The sequence below is a fragment of the Achromobacter semiaridum genome (assembly GCF_053543755.1).
The window spans coordinates 1-17,353 of sequence record NZ_JBLVOL010000003.1; the positions used below are offsets into that span (position 1 = coordinate 1).

Below are 17,353 nucleotides of genomic sequence, written 5' to 3' on the forward strand. Positions count from 1 at the left end.
AAGGGCAGCACCGCCAGGCGTAGTGCGCCGGGGGCGCCGATAAGGCGGTCGCCGTGTTGCGGCTGCCACAGGCTGCCGGTACGAATGCGGTGGGCGGTGGACATGACCACGCGCGAATCGGCGTTCAACACCAACGCCGGCTTGCCGATGCGACGCAACGCGGGCAGCAGCATGCGGTCAAGCGTTGAGACCAGCACATCCACGGCGGCCACGCCGGCGAACGCCTGGCGGACCAGCACCGGATGCGCGGCGGTGATGGTGTAGGCGCCGTTGCAGATGTAGTCCACGTAGGGGCCTTCGACGACGGGAAGGTGGCGTCGGGCGGGCTGGTCGAACCACGCGAACGCGCGAAAATCCAGCCGCCGCCGGGTTTCCTGGTTGCGTTCCAGTGGCACGTGTTGCAGGGAACGGCCCTCTTGCTGCCACCATTCCAGCGTCCAGTAGCCGTCATCGCTGTCGGCGTGCGCTTCAAAGCTGGCGAAGCCCGCGCCGTTGCACCAGGGGTTCAGTTGCAGCGCCACCTGGATGTGGGTTTGCAACGCGCGGCGATGGTCCGCCGACAGCCGCAGGCCGCTACCGGGCACCGGGGTCTGGCCCGACAGAATCTGCGCGGCGGCCTCGGCCAGCGCGGCGGCGGTGTTCCGGGCGTCGTTCACAACGCAGTCCAGAATGCCGTGGGCCCGGTCGATATGCACGTCTTCGTTCATCTGCCGTCTCCTGTAGCCAAGGTTGCCGCCGGCGTTCAGCGGCCCTAGGTCTGTTGTGGCGGCGGCGCCGTGGCGTCCAACCGCAGTTTGTGTTCAAGCAGGTGGTCCGTCTGCGTACTGATCATGTCCAGGGCCAGCGCGCTGCTGGCGTGCTCGTCGCCATCATGCAGCGCCGCTTGCAGCCGGCGGTACGCCGCCGCCATCGCGGCGTGCACCGACCCGTGCGGATACAGCGCCGCAACCAGCGGCGCCCATTCCGCCTGGATTTCAAGCTCTTGGTTGGCCAGCCGGGCCGACTGTGCTTGGGTGGCCAGCAACAGCAGGCAGCGCATGTCCGCCTGGGCGCGCGCCTGCGCCGCCACCGCCGCTTCGAATTGATCGATCTCTTGCGCCAGGCGCCGGTGATCGTCGGCCGTTGAACGCTGGGCAGCCAGCTTGGCGCTGTGGCCGATCACGGCGCAATGCAGTTCGCCCAGGTCGGCCAGATCGCCCGGCGTGGCCAGACGCAGCGGGTGGCGGTCGTGCATCATCTGCGCCGGCACCGGGCACACGAAGCTGCCCCCATTGCGACCGCGCCGGGTGTCGATCAGCTGGCGCGCGCGCAAGGTGTTCAGGGCCTCGCGCACCGTCACGGGCGACACGCCCATCAGGCGCGACAACTCGTTTTCGTTGGGCAGTTGCTCGTCGGCATGCAGCAGGCCGGCGACGATCGCATTGCTGAGGCGTTCGACGACCTGCTCCGAGCGGGTGCCTTGGCCGATCGGTGCGTAGACGATGGCGTGGGCGGTCATGGGGGGCTCCGGCGCAAAGGGAAAACGTGCATCATGCCACGGCGCTAGAAGATGCCGTGGCGATGCAGCGCCTGGCTGTCGTCGGGCACGGGCGCGATGGCGTCCCACAGTTCCGCGACCTTGCCGTCTTGCACGCGCCACAGCTCGAAGTACGCGTGGCGCTGGCCGGCGATGCTGCCTTCGGAATGCGTCAGCACGAAGTCGCCTTCGGCCACGCAGCGATGGATGCGGCTGTATTGCAGGCCCTGGCCGGATTCGCGTAACTGGTTCAGAAAGTCCACCACGGCTGATGCGCCGTCGGCGATGTCGGGGCTGTGCTGATGAAAGGCATCGCCGTTGCAGTCGTCGATGAACGCCTGGTAGTCGCCTTCGATCAGCGCGCGTGTGAAAAAGCCCAGTACCAGCGCGCGGTTTTCATCAACGTCCTGGTCGGCGCGCGGCTGCGTCGGCCCGTCAAGCTGCGTGCGGCCGCTGGCGTTGGGCGGCGCTTCGGGCACCAGGCCGTCCCAATGCTCAACGATGCGGTTGTCCGCCACGCGATAGATGTCAAAGCCCACCAGCGGCTGTTCGCCCAGGCCGGTGTAGCGGCCGTGGATGGCGACCAGGTCGCCGTCCACCAGCACGCGATGGGCCTCGTGCTTCAGGTTGGGATGTTCCTGGATCAGAACGGACAGGCCGTCCAGCCCGTTCTTGACCAAGGGGGAATGCTCGATGAAACGCGGTGAGAAATAGCGTTCCAGCGCGGCTGTGTCACGCAGCGTGAACAATTCGTGGTGCGCGCGGGCAACGCGTTCGCGCAGGGCGTCGGCTTGCGTGGTGGGCGTGTGTTGGGTGCTCATGATGTTTCCCCGGTCAGTCGTGTGCGCTCATCACGTGCTTGACGCGCGTGTATTCCTCGAAGCCATAGGCGGACAAGTCCTTGCCATAGCCCGACCGCTTGAAGCCGCCATGCGGGGCTTCGGCGGTCAGCGGAATGTGCGTGTTGATCCATACCGTGCCGAAGTCCAACTCGCGCGACAGGCGCTGCGCGCGGCCGTGATCGCGCGTCCAGACGCTGGCGGCCAAGCCGTATTCCACGTCGTTGGCCATGGCAATGGCCTGTTCTTCGTCGGCAAATTTCTGCACCGTGATGACGGGGCCGAAGACTTCGGTCTGGATGGCTTCGTCCTGCTGTTGCAGGCCGGTGATGACGGTGGGTTCAAAGTAGTAACCGGCGCGGGCGGCTTGGCGGCCGCCGGTTTCGACGCGGGCATGCGCGGGCAGGCGGGTGATGAAGCCCTGCACGCGTTCCAGCTGCGCGGCGTTGTTCAGCGGGCCATACAGCGCGTCCTGATCGTCGGGGTCGCCGAACCGGGTTTCGATGGCGGCGGCCACCAGCTTGGCAACAAAGGCGTCATGCACGGATTCGGCCACGATGACGCGGGTGGCGGCGGTGCAGTCCTGCCCGGCATTGAAGAAGCCCGTCAGCGCGATGTGTTGCGCGGCGCGGTCCAGGTCGGTGTCTTCAAAGACGACCACCGGCGCCTTGCCGCCCAGTTCCAGGTGCGCGCGGGTCAGGTTGGCGGCGGCGGACGCAGCCACTTGCAGGCCGGCTCGCACCGAACCGGTGATGGACACCAGCGCGGGGGTCTTGTGCGACACCACCTTGGCGCCGGTGGCAGCGTTGCCCAGCACCACGTTGAACGCGCCGGAGGGGAAGAAGGGCGCGGCCAGTTCGGCCAGCAACAAGGTGCTTTCGGGCGTGGTGTCGCTGGGCTTGAGCACCACCGTGTTACCCGCCGCCAGCGCCGGCGCGATCTTCCAGACGGCCATCATCAGGGGGTAGTTCCAGGGGGTGACCTGGCCCACCACGCCCAGCGGTTCGCGGCGGATGCTGGACGTCAAGCCTTCCATGTATTCGCCGGTGGCCTTGCCTTCCAGGAAGCGCGCGGCACCGGCAAAAAAGCGGATTTGGTCTACGCAGACGGCGACTTCTTCCGAGGCAATCAGGTGCTTGAGCTGGCCGGTGTTGCGGCTTTGGGCTTCGACCAGGCGGTCGCTGTTGGCCTGGACGGCGTCGGCCAGCTTCAGCAACGCCTGCTGGCGCGCGGACGGTGTGCTGCGGCCCCAGGTCTTGAAGGCGGCGCTGGCGGCCGCATAGGCGGCGTCGACGTCGGCGGCGTTGGCGTTGGGCGAGCGAGCGATAGGCTGCGCGGTGACGGGGCTGATCAGGTCGAAATATTCAGAACCCTTGGATTCGAAGTACTGGCCGTTGATGAAATGCTTGAGGGTGGGCAGCGCCATGGTTTGTCTCCGGAAGGGTTGTTTTGATTTGGGTGTCTAGCGGGCAGGGCTAGCGATAGTTATATTCTCTGAGGTTATAGGTATTTATTCTGCTGGGGTTAACCCGTGGGGCGAGCGGCCATGCAAAACGCCCGGGCGCAAGGCCCGGGCGTGTGGAGTCAAAGCAGGTGCGGCGCGGGTTATTCCGCTTTCAGTCCCGCTTGAATGATCAGCGGTTGCCACTTCAGCCGCTCGCTACGCGCAAAGGCTTCCAGTTCGGCGGGCGTGCCGCCGCCGGGCTCGTGGCCAAGCTCCAGCAGGCGCTGGCGCACCTCGGGCTGCGCCAAGGCCTTGGCAAGTTCCGCGTTCAGCTTTTGCACCACGGCGGGCGGCGTGCCCTTGGGGGCGTACAGGCCATTCCACGCAATCACCTGGAAGTTCGGCAAGCCTTGCGCCGACACCGGTTTCACGCCCGGCAGCAACGCGGATTCCTTCAACGACGTAACGGCCAGCGCGCGCAGTTTGCCGCTGGTGATGAACGAGCGCGCGGCGCTGACGGTGTCGATGCCCAGCTGCACCTGACCGCCCATCAAGTCCGTGGTGGCGGTTGCCGAACCCTTGTACGGAATGCCCCGGATGCTGGCCACGCCTTGCTGCTTGAGCAATTCAAAGACCAGCCGCGCCGTGGTGCTGGGCATGCCGACATTGATGCTGTCGGCCTTGGACTTCGCGGCGTCTTGCAGGTCGGACAGGCTGTTGTAGGGCGAGCCGGGCGCGGTCAGCAACACCATCGGAAACGAGCTGACCAGCATGATGGGCGTGAAGTCTTTCGCGGGGTCGAAGTTGGTGGACGCATAGATGTACTGATTCAGCACGTGGGTGCCGTTAGTGCCCATCAGCAAGGTGTAGCCGTCGGGCGCGGCGCGAGCCGCCTCGGACGCGCCGATGTTGCCACCCGCGCCGGGCCTGTTTTCGACGATGAACGGCTGGCCCATGCTGCGCGCCAGATACTCGCCTAGATACCGGGCAGCCACATCGGTGCCTTGGCCCGCCTGGTAGGGCACGATGATGCGCACCGGCTTGGATGGATAGCTGTCCGCCGCCCAGACCGGCTGCGTGAACAGAACGGATGCCGCCAGCGCGGCGATCATGCGTAAGGGTTTCATGGTGGTCTCCTGGATTTTTTTATAGGGTCGTGATCGTGCTGCTGCTGCTGCTGCCTGCTATCGCTTTTGCGCCGGCGCGCGCGGTAAGGCACCGGCTTCACGCAAGCTGGCGATCCGCGCCTCGTCAAAGCCCGCCTGCCGCAAGACTTCATCGGTGTGTTCTGCAAATCCGGGCGGGGGACGGCCAATGCGCGCGGGCGCCTCGGACAGGCGCGTCGCCGGCCCGATGCCTTGGTAGCCGTCGCGCGACACGCGCATGCCGCGATGCACCGCGTGCGCCTGTTCAAACGCTTCGGGCACGCTGTTGACCGGGCCGGCCGGCACGCCCAGCCCCATCAGGTCGTGGCAGAGTTCGGCGCGCGTGCGGTGGGCCAGCGCTTCCTCGATGGCGGCGCGCAAAACGTCGCGGTGTTCCAGCCGCTGGCGGTTGGTGGCAAAGCGCGCATCTTCCAGCAAGGCGCCCAGACCGGCGTAGTCGCAGAATTTGCGGAACTGGCGGTCGTTCACCACACCCAAAAAGATCTCGCCGTCGTGGCACGCAAACCGGTCGTAAGGCGCGATATTCGGATGTGCGCTGCCCATCAGCCCCGGCGTTTTGCCCGTGTGCATCCAGTTGGCGGCGTGCGGCACCAGCAGGCTTAACGCGGTGTCGAACAAGGTCACGTCCACGCGCTGGCCCTGGCCCGTGCGCGCACGGTGGTACAGCGCCAGCAAGATGCCCGACTGCGCGGTGTACCCGGTCAGGTGGTCAACGATGGGGATGCCGATGCGCGTCGGGCCGCTGGCCGTGTCCCCGTTCACGCTCATCAAGCCGCACATGGCTTGCAGGATGGCGTCGTAGCCGGGCAGGCCGCCCAGCGGGCCGTCTTCGCCAAAGCCTGAAATGGCGCAATAGATCAGCTGGGGAAAGCGCGGCTTCAAATCTGTTTCGTAATCCAGGCCCCACTTGGCCATGGTGCCGGGGATGAAGTTCTCGACCAGTACGTCGGCCTCTTGCAGCAGGCGCAGCAGCACGTCGCGACCGTCTGGCAAAGACAAGTCCAGGCCAATGGCGCGCTTGCCCCGGTTGACGGCGGTGAAGTAGGCCGCGTCGCCGTCCGCGTTGACCGGCGGGCCCAGCGCGCGCGTTTCGTCGCCGCCGGGCGGCTCGACCTTGATGACGCTGGCGCCCTGATCCGACAGCATCTGGGTGCAGAGCGGCCCGGCCAGCACCCTGGATAGATCGATGACCCGAATGCCTTCCAGCGCGCCGGCGGCGCGGGCGGGCGGGGCGTGTGCGGCATGCTCCGATGAACCAGACATCATTGACCTCGGTTTGGTCATGTCGGACGCGCGGGCGGCAAACCCGCGCGCGATCATGGTAAGCAGCGGCGGCCGGTCAGCCGTCGGAAATCAGGGTGCGGGGCGCGCGATGCGCCCGCGCCGCCCATGCATCATGCAGCCGCAAGGGCCAAGTGCGCGATGCGCGGGATGCGCCTTACGCACGGGTGGGCAATTCAACCACGCCCGAGCCCAGCACGGACAGTTCATCGTCCTGATTGCGCGCTTCCTGTTCGATTTCAACCAGGTGCCGGCCGTCTTCCACGTACTTGCGCTTGACGCGTCCCTTGAAGAACAGCATGTCGCCTTCAGGGTTGTGGCGGCGGATCTTGCACGTGGACTTGCGCAGGAAGCCGTCGTCACCCATCCAGTTCGTTAGGTGATGCGTCAACCACGAGTTGCGCTCGGGGCCGTAGTCGTAGGCGCCGGGCGCGCCCACTTCCAGCGCGAATTCTTCTTCCCAGTGCACGCGTTCCGGTACGTCGGGAATGCCGAAGCGATTGGTGATGCCCACGCCCGGATGCGCGTCGATCAGTTGCCAGGCCAGCTTGTTGGCGCGGATGTACAGGCCGCCCCAGCCTTGCGCATAGGCGATGAAGCCAGTCACCGTCATGGGGCCCTTGAACATCACGGGCAGTTCTTCGCCTTCCTTCACGTCTTCCCAGTAACGAGGCGTGGCGCCGCGCACTTCTTCCTGCGCGTACAGCTTGTAGGCTTCCTTGATTTCTTCAGGGCTGTAGCGGCGCGGTTCGCGGGCGCGCACTTCCTTGTACTTGCTGCCTTGTTCGCGGGCGTGGTCGCGTTCGGTGCGAAAGCACCAGCTGTCGGCCTCGGCCACCTTGTCGCCGTCCTGGTTGAAGAAGTCCACGTGATAGATCTGTTGCACCGCGCGGCCGGCAAAGCGCGTCTGGTGTTCCACCAGGTCTTTCAGGTGCGCTTCGGTGGAGATCACGTCGTTGCGCTTGACGGTCTTGTGCCAGGTCCAGTCGGCGCCTGACCACATGGCGTGCACGCCGGGCAGGCCGCCCACGTAGCCGGACACGATGCGGCTGGTGGAAAACAAAAAGCTGGGCAAGGCGATGATGCCGGCATGCCGCGTCTTGGCGGCGTAGTCGGGGTCCGACCACAGCGGGTTGTCGTCGCCGATGCCGTGCGCGTAGTGGCGGATGTTGTCGCGCGTGGCTTCGTAGCACCACGGCTCGGCGGTGGCGCCGATCTTCACGCCGATCCGCGCGCGCAGTTCGTCCAGGCCGCGCTCGGTGATCTTCGGGAAGCTGCGTTCGGTCTTGGTGGGTGCCTGGGCTTGGGACTGCGCTTGCGGTTTGGTCTCGGTCAGCATGATGTCTCCTCGGGATGGGTCATACGTGCGCGGCGGGCGCGGCGGGTGTTTTGTTGGTGGGGGTGTCGGTGCGGGTGTCGTTGCGGGTGTCAGGGGACGTGGCGGCGTTGCCGTCGGCCGATGGCGCGGCGACAAGTTCCTGTTCACGCAGTTTGCGGCGATGAATCTTCCCGGCCGGCGTCTTGGGCAGCTCGGGCACAAACACCACCTGACGCGGATACTCGTGCTGCGCCAACTGGCTGCGCACGGTGTTCTGAATCTCTTCCACAAAGGCGTCGTCACCCGGACGGGCCGACACCACGAACGCCTTGACGACCTGGCCGCGCAGCGCGTCGGGCACGCCGATGGCGGCGGCTTCGGTCACGTCGCGGTGCTTCAGGATGGCGTCTTCGATTTCAACGGCGCTCATCGTCCAGCCTGCGGAAATAATGACGTCGTCCGCGCGGCCGCCATGCCAGAAGTAGCCGTCTTCATCGACGCGGCCCAGGTCCTTGGTGGCTACCCAGGCATCGCGTCGCCACAGTTTCAGTTCGCCCGTCACGCCGGGCGGGCAGGGTGCGCCGCTGGCGTCCTGCACTTCGACGCGCAGGCCGGGCACGGGCTTGCCCAGCGAGCCCGGCTTGACGGTGAAGTCCGCCGCGCCCGGGTAGTTCACCAGGCACACGCCGATTTCGGTCGTGCCGTACATGCTGCACACGGGGCGTCCAAAGGTTGCCTGGACAAAGGCAGAGGTCTCGCTATCGATGGGTTCGCCGGTGAACGACACCTTGTCGATCTGGTAGCGATATTGGCCCGCCGCGCCGCAGTTGCGCATCATCCGGTAATGCGTGGCGGCCGCCGAGATGTTGTTGAACTCGTGGTCCTGCAAGGCTTGTAGCAGGCGTTCGGCGTTGAACTTGCCGGCATAGGCGCCGATGGTCACGCCCATCGCCAAGGGCGCCAGCGTGCCGTGCCACAAGCCATGCCCCCAAGCGGGGGATGACGGGCACATGTAGCGGGCGCCGGGGCGCACGCCGGTGCCGTACAGCGCGGCCAACATCAAGGTGACCAGCGCGCGATGCGTGTGGCGCACGGCGTCGGGCAGTTCACGCGTGGTGCCCGATGTGTACTGAAAGATGGCCAGGTCATCGGCCCGCGTATCGCAGTCGTACTGCGCGGGGAAGCGGTCCAGCGACGCCAGGAATGCGTCGTCCGCGATCACCACGCGCATGTCGTCCGCGGCCGGCACCATCGGCGCCTTGTCGGCGTTAGTGACCAGCATGCGCGGCTGGCAGTCCTGCACGCGCAGCCGGATGCCGTCGGGGCCGAACAGGGTGAACAGCGGCACCGCAATCGCGCCGCGCTTCATCGCACCGAACATCGCCACATAGAACGCCAGCGACGGTTCCAGCATGACGGCCACGCGGTCCCCCGCGCCGATGCCCTGATCCGCCAGGTAGTGCGCAAAGCGCGAGGACGCCCGGGCTATCTGCTGAAAGCTGAAGGTTTCATCACCTCCGGTCGCGCGCACCAGGATGATGGCGGGCTGGTCCTTGCCCGTGTGCCGGTCGACGCATTCGTGCGCAATGTTCATGCGCTCGCGGTTGCCGTCGAACAATTCCCAAAGCTTGTCCGCGGTGCAAAGCGCCTGGGCGTCCGCGTAGGAGGTGGTCTGCGTCAGCGTCGTCATGTCGTCGTACCTGTGTGGGTCGGCAAGCCGTTGAACAGACTATGCGCGCCGGCTTTTAAATTGTCAATTACGTTTATCGATTGTATATATACAATTACGGGCGGCAATTACGGGCGGCAATTACGGGACGCGTTTCGCGCCGCGCAAGGTATGCTTGCCGCAATAAAAACCGGAGAGCCCGATGAGTGAAGCCAGTTCCCAGGAATCCGCCGCCGTGGCGGGGCCGCGCGTGCGCCCCGTGCCGGCGGTAACGCGGTCAATCGCCATCTTGCGATTGCTGGGCCGTGGCGGCGAGGCCATGACCTTGAAGGCCATCTCGCAGGAGCTCGGCATGGTCACCAGCACCTGCCTGCACATACTTCGTGTGCTGGTGGAAGAAGGCTTGGTGAAGGTCGACACCGGTACCAAGCGCTACAGCCTGGGCGTGGGCATGTTGACACTGGCGCGCAGCGTGATTGAAAGCAGCCCCTTCCCGGCGTTGGTGCAGCCGGTGCTGGACAAGCTGTCCAGCAGCGCGAACGTCACGGCCATCGGCGTGGAAGTCGCGGGCAGTGAACACATGGTGGTGCTGGCGCTGTCGCGCTCGACCGCGCCGTTCCGGCTGCACGTGGACGTGGGCAGCCGCTTTCCCGCGCTGATCAGCGCAACGGGCCGTTTGGTGGCCGCGTTTTCAGACCTGTCGGACAAAGAACTGGAACGCCGCTTCAAGGCGCTGCGCTGGGACCAGGCGCCCGCCTACGCGGAATGGAAGGCCGACATCGACGCCGTGCGGCGCGACGGCTACAGCCTGGATCGCAACCACTACATCAATGGCGTCGTCGTCATCGCCGTGCCCGTGCTGAACAGCCACAAGCGCATGACGCATTCACTGGTGGCGGCGGGCCTGGCCGAACAACTGGACGACGCCCGCGCGCATGCGCTGGCCAAGGAACTGCAAGCCGAAGCGCACACGCTGTCGCAACTGTTGTCCACGCGGAACTGATGCCATGTCGCACCCACCCAGCCCCGAATCCCTTGCCGCCGATGGCTGGCACCGCAAATCACTGCCCGGTTTCGCCGGGCTGATCGGCCCTTTGTGGGTGCGCAAGGAAGGGCAGGCGTGGGCCTATGGACTCTTGGCAACCGAGAATCACCTGAACCCGGCTGGCGTCGTACATGGCGGCTTGTTGACCGCGCTGCTGGACCACGGTTTAAGCGCCATCGCCTGGCAAGCCTTGGACCGCCGCGCGTGCGTCACGGTGCAACTGGACACGCACTTTCTCACGGCGGCACGCGCGGGCCAGTTCCTGGAAGTGCGCGGAGACGTCCTGCGCGCCACGTCCAGCCTGGTGTTCATGCGGGGGGAGTTAAGCGTCGCCGGGCAGGTGCTGGCGACGGGGGCGGCGGTGTTGAAAGTGCTGGACCCAGGCCCAGGCGCGAAGCCCGCGCCTGCCTGATTGCGCCGCCCCGCCTTAGAACCCGATTCGCGGCACGTGCACGCGGCCTTCCATCAGCACGCGCGCGCTGCGGCTCATGATGGCCTTGGTGACTTTCCATTCGCCGTCCACCAACTGCGCTTGCGCGCCCACGCGCAGCGTGCCGGAGGGGTGGCCGAAGTTGACGTTGTCGCGTTCCGTGCCGCCGGCGGCCAGGTTGACCAGCGTGCCCGGCACGGCCGCGGCGGTGGCGATGGCCACGGATGCCGTGCCCATCATGGCGTGGTGCAGCTTGCCCATGGACAGCGCGCGCACCAGCACGTCGATATCGGCCGCGCCGATCTGCTTGCCGCTGGATGACACATAGGCCTTGGGCGGCGCCACGAAAGCGACCTTGGGCGTGTGCTGGCGGCTGGCGGCTTCTTCCAGTTTTTCGATCAGGCCCATGCGCAGCGCGCCGTGCGCGCGAATGGTCTCGAAGCGGGCCAGCGCGGCGGCGTCGCTATTGATGTCGTCCTGCAATTCCGTGCCGGTGTAGCCCAGCGCAGCGGCTTCCAGAAAGATGGTCGGGATGCCGGAATTGATCATCGTCGCCTTGAACGTACCCACGCCCGGCACTTCCAGATCGTCCACCAGATTGCCCGTGGGGAACATCGATCCGCCGTCGCCGTCTTCGGCCGGGTCCATGAATTCCAGGCGCAGTTCGGCGGCGGGAAACGTCACGCCGTCCAGTTCGAAGTCGCCGGTTTCCTGCACCGCGCCGTCCGTCATGGGCACATGGGCGATGATGGTTTTCTTGATGTTGGCCTGCCAGATGCGCACGACCGCCACGCCGTTGTCCGGCACGCGCGCCGGGTCAACCAGGCGGTTGGTGATGGCGAAGGGGCCGACGGCCGCCGACAGGTTGCCGCAGTTGCCGCTCCAGTCCACGAACGGCTGGTCAATGGAGACCTGGCCGAACAGGTAGTCCACGTCGTGATCCGGCTGCGTGCTTTTGCCGACGATGACGGTCTTGCTGGTGCTGGACGTGGCCGCGCCCATGCCGTCAATCTGCTTGCCGTAGGGGTCGGGGCTGCCGATCACGCGCAACAGCAACGCGTCGCGCGCCGCGCCCGCCACATGCGCGGATTCGGGCAGGTCGTCAAGTTTGAAGAACACGCCTTTGCTGGTGCCGCCGCGCATGTAGGTGGCGGTAATTCTGGTCTGAGGGGCATGGGCCATGGGGATGTCCTGGTGTCTGTGATGGTTAGGGCGGCGGTGCGCAGCCCGGTTCAGCCGGCCTTCTTGGTTTCGCCCGCAACGGATTCCGCTTCCAGGAAGTCCTGCGCAAAGCGTTGCAGCACGCCGCCGGCTTCGTAGATGGACACTTCTTCCGCCGTGTCCAGACGGCACGTCACCGGCACCTGCACGGTCTGGCCATCGCGGCGATGAATCACCAGCGTCAGGTCCGCCAGCGGTTGGCGTTCGCCGATCACGTCATAGCTTTCGGTGCCGTCCAGCGCCAAGGTCTTGCGGTTGACGCCCGGCTTGAATTCCAGCGGCAAGACGCCCATGCCGATCAGGTTGGTGCGGTGGATCCGTTCAAAGCCTTCGGCCACGATGGCTTCCACGCCCGCCAGCCGCACGCCCTTGGCCGCCCAGTCGCGCGACGAACCCTGCCCGTAGTCGGCGCCCGCCACGATGATCAGCGGCTGCTTGCGATGCATGTACGTTTCGATGGCTTCCCACATGCGCATCTCGCGGCCTTCCGGCTCCACGCGCGCCAGCGACCCTTGCTTCACCGTGCCGTCTTCGTTGGTCACCATCTCGTTAAAGAGCTTGGGGTTGGCGAAGGTGGCGCGCTGCGCGGTCAGGTGGTCGCCGCGATGGGTGGCGTAAGAGTTGAAGTCCTCTTCGGGCAGGCCCATCTTGTGCAGATATTCGCCGGCCGCGCTGTCCATCAGGATGGCGTTGGACGGCGACAGGTGGTCGGTGGTGATGTTGTCGCCCAGCACCGCCAGCGGCAGCATGCCGCGCAGCGTGCGCTCGCCGGCCAGCGCGCCTTCCCAGTACGGCGGACGGCGAATGTAAGTGCTTTGCGGGCGCCAGTCGTACAAGGGGCTGACGCCTGCTTTGCGGTCTTCCTGGATGCCGAACATCGGCGCGTACACCTTGCGAAACTGCTCTGGCTTGACCGCCGTCTTGACCATGGCGTCGATCTCTTCATCGCTGGGCCAGATGTCTTTCAGGCGGATCTCCTTGCCGTTGCCATCCATGCCCAGCACATCGCGTTCGATATCAAAGCGGATGGTGCCGGCAATGGCATAGGCCACCACCAGCGGCGGTGACGCCAGGAAGGCTTGCTTGGCGTAGGGATGGATGCGGCCGTCGAAGTTGCGGTTGCCGGACAGCACGGCGGTGGAATACAGGTCGCGGTCGATGATTTCCTGCTGGATGACGGGGTCCAACGCGCCCGACATGCCGTTGCACGTAGTACAGGCGAAGGCGACGACGCCAAAGCCCAGCGCTTCCAGATCGGGCAACAGCCCGGCTTCTTCCAGGTACAGCTGCACGGCCTTGGAGCCGGGTGCCAGCGAGCTCTTCACCCAGGGCTTGCGGACAAGGCCGGCGCGGCGCGCGTTGCGTGCCAACAGGCCGGCGGCAATCACGTTGCGCGGGTTGCTGGTGTTGGTGCAGCTGGTGATGGCGGCAATGATGACGGCGCCGTCGGGCATCAAGCCCGGTTCGTTTTCGACCACACCGGAAATACCACGATCGGCCAGGTCCGAGACGGGCAGGCGACGGTGCGGGTTGGACGGGCCGGCCAGCGTGCGCACGACCGTCGACAGGTCAAAGCGCAGCACGCGTTCGTATTCGGCGGTTTCCAGGCTGTCGGACCACAGGCCGGCCGTCTTGGCATAGGTTTCCACCAGCGCAATCTGTTCGTCTTCGCGGCCGGTCAGGCGCAGGTAGTCGATGGTCTGCTGGTCAATCGAGAACATGGCGGCGGTGGCGCCGTACTCAGGCGCCATGTTCGAAATGGTGGCGCGGTCGCCCAAGGTCAGGCTGGCGGCGCCCGTACCGAAGAATTCCAGATACGCGCCCACCACCTTCTCTTTACGCAGGAATTCCGTCAGCGTCAGCACCACGTCGGTGGCGGTAATGCCCGGCTGCGCGCGGCCGGTAAGTTCCACGCCGATGATGTCCGGCAGGCGCATCCACGACGCGCGTCCCAGCATCACGTTTTCGGCTTCCAGCCCGCCCACGCCGATGGCGATCACACCCAGCGCGTCCACGTGCGGCGTGTGGCTGTCGGTGCCCACCAGCGTATCGGGAAACGCCACGCCGTCCTGCGTGTAGATCACGGGCGACATCCGTTCCAGGTTGATCTGGTGCATGATGCCGTTGCCCGGGGGCACCACTTCGATATTGCGAAAAGCCTGCTTGGTCCAGTCGATGAAATGGAAGCGGTCTTCGTTGCGGCGGTCTTCCACCGCGCGATTGCGCGCGAAGGCATCGGGGTCGGTACCGTCGAATTCCACCGCCAGCGAATGGTCCACGATCAGTTGCACCGGCACCACCGGGTTGACCTTGGCCGGGTCGCCGCCCTTCTCGGCGATGGCGTCGCGCAGGCCCGCCAGGTCCACCAGCGCGGTCTGGCCCAGGATGTCATGGCACACCACACGCGCGGGAAACCACGGAAAGTCCAGGTCGCGGCGCCGCTCGATCAGCTGCTTCAATGCATCCGTCAACATCGCCGGGTCACAGCGGCGCACCAGGTTTTCAGCCAGTACGCGCGACGTGTAGGGCAGGCCGGCGTAGGCGCCGGGCGCGATGGCTTCGACGGCGGCGCGCGCATCGAAATAATCCAGGCGGGTGCCGGGCAGGGTCTTGCGGTACGAGTGGTTCATCATGCCTCCGTGCGCGTCAGCGTGCTTTGCGCGATCTGTTGTTCGATGTTCATACGTGACGCGCGGATATGGCGGCGCATCAGGATTTCAGCCAGCTCGCCGTCGCGGTCGGCGATGGCGTCAAGAATGCGGTGGTGTTCGGCGTAGGCCTGCCGGGGGCGGTTGGGCGTCGTCGAGTACTGGATGCGGTACATGCGCGCCAGTTGGTAAAGCTCGTCGCACAGCATGCGAAACAGCATCTGGTTGCCGCTGCCCTTGACGATGCGGTAGTGGAAATCGTAATCGCCTTCCTGCTGGTAGTAGCCCACGCCGGCCTGAAAGGCGGCATCGCGTTCGTGGGCGTGCAGCACCTCGCGCAGCTCGGAGATTTCAGACGGCGGCATGCGCTCGGCGGCCAGCCTGCATGCGGTGCCTTCCAGCGATTCGCGAATCTCATAAAGCTCGGACAATTCCTGCTGCGACAAGGACACTACCCGCGCGCCCGCATGCGGCACGCGCACCAGCAGCTTCTGGCCTTCCAGGCGATGCAGCGCTTCGCGCAGCGGCCCACGGCTGACGCCGTGGATGCGCGCAAGTTCGGGTTCGGAAATCTTGCTGCCCGGGGCGATCTCGCCCTTGACGATGGCCGCCTGGATCTTCTTGAAAATGTGATCCGACAGCGTCTCGCCGTCCCCAGGCGCCGCGCCTGGCAGCGTTAGCACTTTGCTCATAGTGTCAACAATACGTCCGAATTACAGGGAGAATATCGGGCTAAAGCGTGATGTGAACGCTGAATTGTCAACAATTTACCCCGCAGCGAGGCGGGGCGCAAGCTGCGGGGCGCGCAGGGCGCAAGCGGCCGGAAACCGCTTGCGCCGGGCCCATGGTCGCCGGGCTAGCGCCTGTGGTGCACCGTCTGCATGCCGTACACCTGCACCGGCAAGCCCACGTGGCGCGCCTTCAGTTGCAGCGACAGATACTGCGAATAGTGCCGCGACTGATGCAGGTTGCCGCCATGGAACCACAGCCCGTCCTGCTGCGTCGGCTTCCACATGTTGCGCTGTTCGCCTTCCCACGGGCCGGGGTCCTTGGTGGTGTCCGACCCCAGGCCCCAGCACTTGCCTACCTTGTCGGCAACTTCCGGGCTGATCAGGTCGGCGGCCCAGCCGTTCATGGAGCCGTAGCCGGTGGCATAGACGACCAGGTCCGCCGGCAAGGTCACGCCGTTTTTCAATACGACGGCATCGCGCGCCAGGTGGCTGACGTCGGTATTGGATTGCAGCTTCACGCTGCCGTCGATGATCAGGTCGCAGGCGCCCACGTCGATGTAATAGCCCGAGCCGCGCCGCAGGTATTTCATGAAGAGGCCCGAGCCGTCGTCACCCCAGTCCAGCATGAAGCCGGCCTTCTCCAGCTTGCTGTAGAACTCGGCATCGCGTTCGCGCATCTGGTTGTAAAGCGGGATCTGGAACTGCGCCATGATCTTGTACGGCAGCGACGCAAACGTCAGGTCGGCCTTGCGTGTGGTCATGCCGCTGGCCAGCGCCTTTTCGGAATACAGGCCGCCCAGGCCGATGTCCATCAACGTGTCCGACCGCACGATGTGCGTGGACGAACGCTGCACCATCGTCACATTGGCGCCGCCTTCCCACAACGCCGCGCAGATGTCATGCGCGGAATTGTTGGCGCCGACCACCACCACGTTCTTGCCCCGATAGGCGTCGGGGCCGGGATGCTGGGACGAATGCTGTTGTTCGCCCTGAAACTCGTCCTGCCCGGGAAAGCGCGGCACGTTGGGCTTGCCAGACATGCCGGTGGCCAGCACCAGCTGCTTAGGCCGCAGCATCACGGGTTGGCCGTCGCGCAGCACGGTGACTTCCCATTCCTTTTTCGCCTCGTCATAGCGCGCCGATTCGCAGACGCTGGACGTCCAGTAATTAAGCTCCATCACCTTCGTGTACATCTCCAGCCAGTCGCCGACCTTGTCTTTCGGCGCGAACACGGGCCAGTTTTCCGGAAAGGGGATGTAGGGCAGGTGGTCGTACCAGACCGGGTCGTGCAGGCACAGCGACTTGTAGCGCTTTCTCCAGCTGTCGCCCGCGCGCTCGTTCTTTTCGATGATGATGGTGGGCACGTCCAGTTGACGCAGCCGCGCGCCCAGCGCGATGCCGCCTTGCCCGCCGCCGATGATCAGCACATAGGGCTGTGTCTTGTAGCCGAGTTCGGCGGCTTCCTGCTCACGCTTTTCCAGCCAGGTCTGGCGTTCGCGGCGGCTGCCGTGTTCGGCGCCCATGGGGCGGCGCGTGCCGCTGGGTTCCTCGTGGCCCTTGAGCTCGGACATGGTGGTCAGCAGGGTCCAGATCTTGCCTTCCTTCACGCGGATGTGGCCGTAGCCGCGCGCCAGGTTCGTATCGATGTGCAGCCAGCCCTGCAAGAGGCCGTCGTCGTCGGTCGTCGCTTCACGTTCGTCGCGCGTGAAGCGCACCGGTTCGACTTGCGACAGTTGTTGCGTCAGCATGTCGCGAATCTGTGCATGGCCTTCGAACGTACGCAGGTTCCAGCTGAACAGCACCAAGTCGCGCCAATAGCATTCTTCCTGGAACAGGTCGGCGATGGCGGCCATGTCCTTGTTTCCCAGCGCGGTGTTCAGACGGGCAAGCACGGCGTCCAAAGCGGCGTCGGCGGGGGCGGTCTGCATAGCTTGTCTCCTTGCCCATGGTGGGCTCAGTTGGGGGGCGGCCGCATGCGTCCGCAAGCCGCCCCGGCCTGTAGCGGCCAGTGGCTGCCTGAGCTTCTTCATGCAAATGTCGTGCCA

General features: G+C 65.6%; 14 protein-coding genes. 2 read left to right on the plus strand and 12 right to left on the minus strand.

Annotated features, from left to right (window positions below):
* The 8 genes from ACNPP0_RS00660 to ACNPP0_RS00695 all read right to left on the minus strand — a co-directional run.
* A partial coding sequence (locus ACNPP0_RS00660; protein ID WP_448704746.1) for a cache domain-containing protein occupies positions 1-707 on the minus strand: 707 nt, incomplete at its 3' end.
* 44 nt (positions 708-751) lie between these two features.
* Positions 752-1,498 carry a FadR/GntR family transcriptional regulator gene (locus ACNPP0_RS00665; RefSeq protein ID WP_332610068.1) on the minus strand — a complete coding sequence of 249 codons (747 nt, stop codon included), beginning with the start codon at positions 1,496-1,498 and terminating at the stop codon, positions 752-754.
* A 44-nt stretch (positions 1,499-1,542) separates the two neighbouring features.
* Entirely contained in the window at positions 1,543-2,337 is a 795-nt protein-coding gene (locus tag ACNPP0_RS00670; RefSeq protein WP_332610070.1) for a nuclear transport factor 2 family protein, read from the minus strand.
* 13 nt (positions 2,338-2,350) lie between these two features.
* On the minus strand, positions 2,351-3,781 hold the full coding sequence (locus tag ACNPP0_RS00675; protein ID WP_448704747.1) for a gamma-aminobutyraldehyde dehydrogenase: 1,431 nt from the start codon (positions 3,779-3,781) through the stop codon (positions 2,351-2,353).
* Between the two features lie 179 nt (positions 3,782-3,960).
* The gene (locus tag ACNPP0_RS00680; protein ID WP_332610072.1) at positions 3,961-4,926 is read right to left on the minus strand and encodes a Bug family tripartite tricarboxylate transporter substrate binding protein; all 966 of its coding nucleotides are present in this window, start codon (positions 4,924-4,926) and stop codon (positions 3,961-3,963) included.
* 57 nt (positions 4,927-4,983) lie between these two features.
* Positions 4,984-6,231, minus strand: coding sequence for a CaiB/BaiF CoA transferase family protein (locus ACNPP0_RS00685; RefSeq protein ID WP_448704748.1), 1,248 nt, complete (start codon positions 6,229-6,231; stop codon positions 4,984-4,986).
* A gap of 172 nt (positions 6,232-6,403) precedes the next feature.
* Positions 6,404-7,585, minus strand: coding sequence for an FAS1-like dehydratase domain-containing protein (locus ACNPP0_RS00690; protein WP_448704749.1), 1,182 nt, complete (start codon positions 7,583-7,585; stop codon positions 6,404-6,406).
* Positions 7,586-7,604: 19 nt separating this feature from the next.
* Positions 7,605-9,254, minus strand: a complete 1,650-nt coding sequence (locus tag ACNPP0_RS00695) for an acetate--CoA ligase (protein ID WP_448704750.1) — start codon at positions 9,252-9,254, stop codon at positions 7,605-7,607.
* Between the two features lie 181 nt (positions 9,255-9,435).
* Here ACNPP0_RS00695 and ACNPP0_RS00700 point away from each other — a divergent pair, with 181 nt between their 5' ends.
* Together ACNPP0_RS00700 and ACNPP0_RS00705 are read left to right on the plus strand one after the other, a co-directional pair.
* A complete protein-coding gene (locus tag ACNPP0_RS00700; RefSeq protein WP_332610077.1) occupies positions 9,436-10,236 on the plus strand; it encodes an IclR family transcriptional regulator in 801 nt (266 codons plus the stop codon).
* A gap of 4 nt (positions 10,237-10,240) precedes the next feature.
* Positions 10,241-10,690, plus strand: a complete 450-nt coding sequence (locus ACNPP0_RS00705; RefSeq protein ID WP_332610078.1) for a PaaI family thioesterase — start codon at positions 10,241-10,243, stop codon at positions 10,688-10,690.
* A gap of 15 nt (positions 10,691-10,705) precedes the next feature.
* Here ACNPP0_RS00705 and prpF read toward each other — a convergent pair whose 3' ends face one another.
* The 4 genes from prpF to ACNPP0_RS00725 all read right to left on the minus strand — a co-directional run bounded on the left by prpF (position 10,706) and on the right by ACNPP0_RS00725 (position 17,236).
* Complete coding sequence (gene prpF / locus ACNPP0_RS00710) at positions 10,706-11,890, minus strand: 2-methylaconitate cis-trans isomerase PrpF (protein ID WP_448704751.1); 1,185 nt, start codon at positions 11,888-11,890, stop codon at positions 10,706-10,708.
* A 50-nt stretch (positions 11,891-11,940) separates the two neighbouring features.
* Positions 11,941-14,559 (minus strand): Fe/S-dependent 2-methylisocitrate dehydratase AcnD, encoded by a 2,619-nt coding sequence (acnD, locus tag ACNPP0_RS00715; protein ID WP_448704752.1) that lies wholly within the window; start codon positions 14,557-14,559, stop codon positions 11,941-11,943.
* Positions 14,559-15,269 (minus strand): GntR family transcriptional regulator, encoded by a 711-nt coding sequence (locus ACNPP0_RS00720; RefSeq protein WP_448704753.1) that lies wholly within the window; start codon positions 15,267-15,269, stop codon positions 14,559-14,561. Before ACNPP0_RS00720 ends, acnD begins: the two co-directional genes overlap by 1 nt.
* Before the next feature lie 164 nt (positions 15,270-15,433).
* Entirely contained in the window at positions 15,434-17,236 is a 1,803-nt protein-coding gene (locus ACNPP0_RS00725; protein WP_448704754.1) for an NAD(P)/FAD-dependent oxidoreductase, read from the minus strand.
* Positions 17,237-17,353: the final 117 nt, after the last annotated feature.

Excerpts from the sequence above, each read along its gene's own strand:
- prpF (WP_448704751.1), bottom strand. The coding sequence starts at position 11,890 with ATGGCCCATGCCCCTCAGACCAGAATTACCGCCACCTACATGCGCGGC.
- ACNPP0_RS00690 (WP_448704749.1), bottom strand. The coding sequence starts at position 7,585 with ATGCTGACCGAGACCAAACCGCAAGCGCAGTCCCAAGCCCAGGCACCC.
- ACNPP0_RS00675 (WP_448704747.1), bottom strand. The coding sequence starts at position 3,781 with ATGGCGCTGCCCACCCTCAAGCATTTCATCAACGGCCAGTACTTCGAA.
- acnD (WP_448704752.1), bottom strand. The coding sequence starts at position 14,559 with ATGAACCACTCGTACCGCAAGACCCTGCCCGGCACCCGCCTGGATTAT.
- ACNPP0_RS00700 (WP_332610077.1), top strand. The coding sequence starts at position 9,436 with ATGAGTGAAGCCAGTTCCCAGGAATCCGCCGCCGTGGCGGGGCCGCGC.
- ACNPP0_RS00680 (WP_332610072.1), bottom strand. The coding sequence starts at position 4,926 with ATGAAACCCTTACGCATGATCGCCGCGCTGGCGGCATCCGTTCTGTTC.
- ACNPP0_RS00685 (WP_448704748.1), bottom strand. The coding sequence starts at position 6,231 with ATGATGTCTGGTTCATCGGAGCATGCCGCACACGCCCCGCCCGCCCGC.
- ACNPP0_RS00720 (WP_448704753.1), bottom strand. The coding sequence starts at position 15,269 with ATGAGCAAAGTGCTAACGCTGCCAGGCGCGGCGCCTGGGGACGGCGAG.
- ACNPP0_RS00705 (WP_332610078.1), top strand. The coding sequence starts at position 10,241 with ATGTCGCACCCACCCAGCCCCGAATCCCTTGCCGCCGATGGCTGGCAC.
- ACNPP0_RS00670 (WP_332610070.1), bottom strand. The coding sequence starts at position 2,337 with ATGAGCACCCAACACACGCCCACCACGCAAGCCGACGCCCTGCGCGAA.
- ACNPP0_RS00725 (WP_448704754.1), bottom strand. The coding sequence starts at position 17,236 with ATGCAGACCGCCCCCGCCGACGCCGCTTTGGACGCCGTGCTTGCCCGT.
- ACNPP0_RS00665 (WP_332610068.1), bottom strand. The coding sequence starts at position 1,498 with ATGACCGCCCACGCCATCGTCTACGCACCGATCGGCCAAGGCACCCGC.
- ACNPP0_RS00695 (WP_448704750.1), bottom strand. The coding sequence starts at position 9,254 with ATGACGACGCTGACGCAGACCACCTCCTACGCGGACGCCCAGGCGCTT.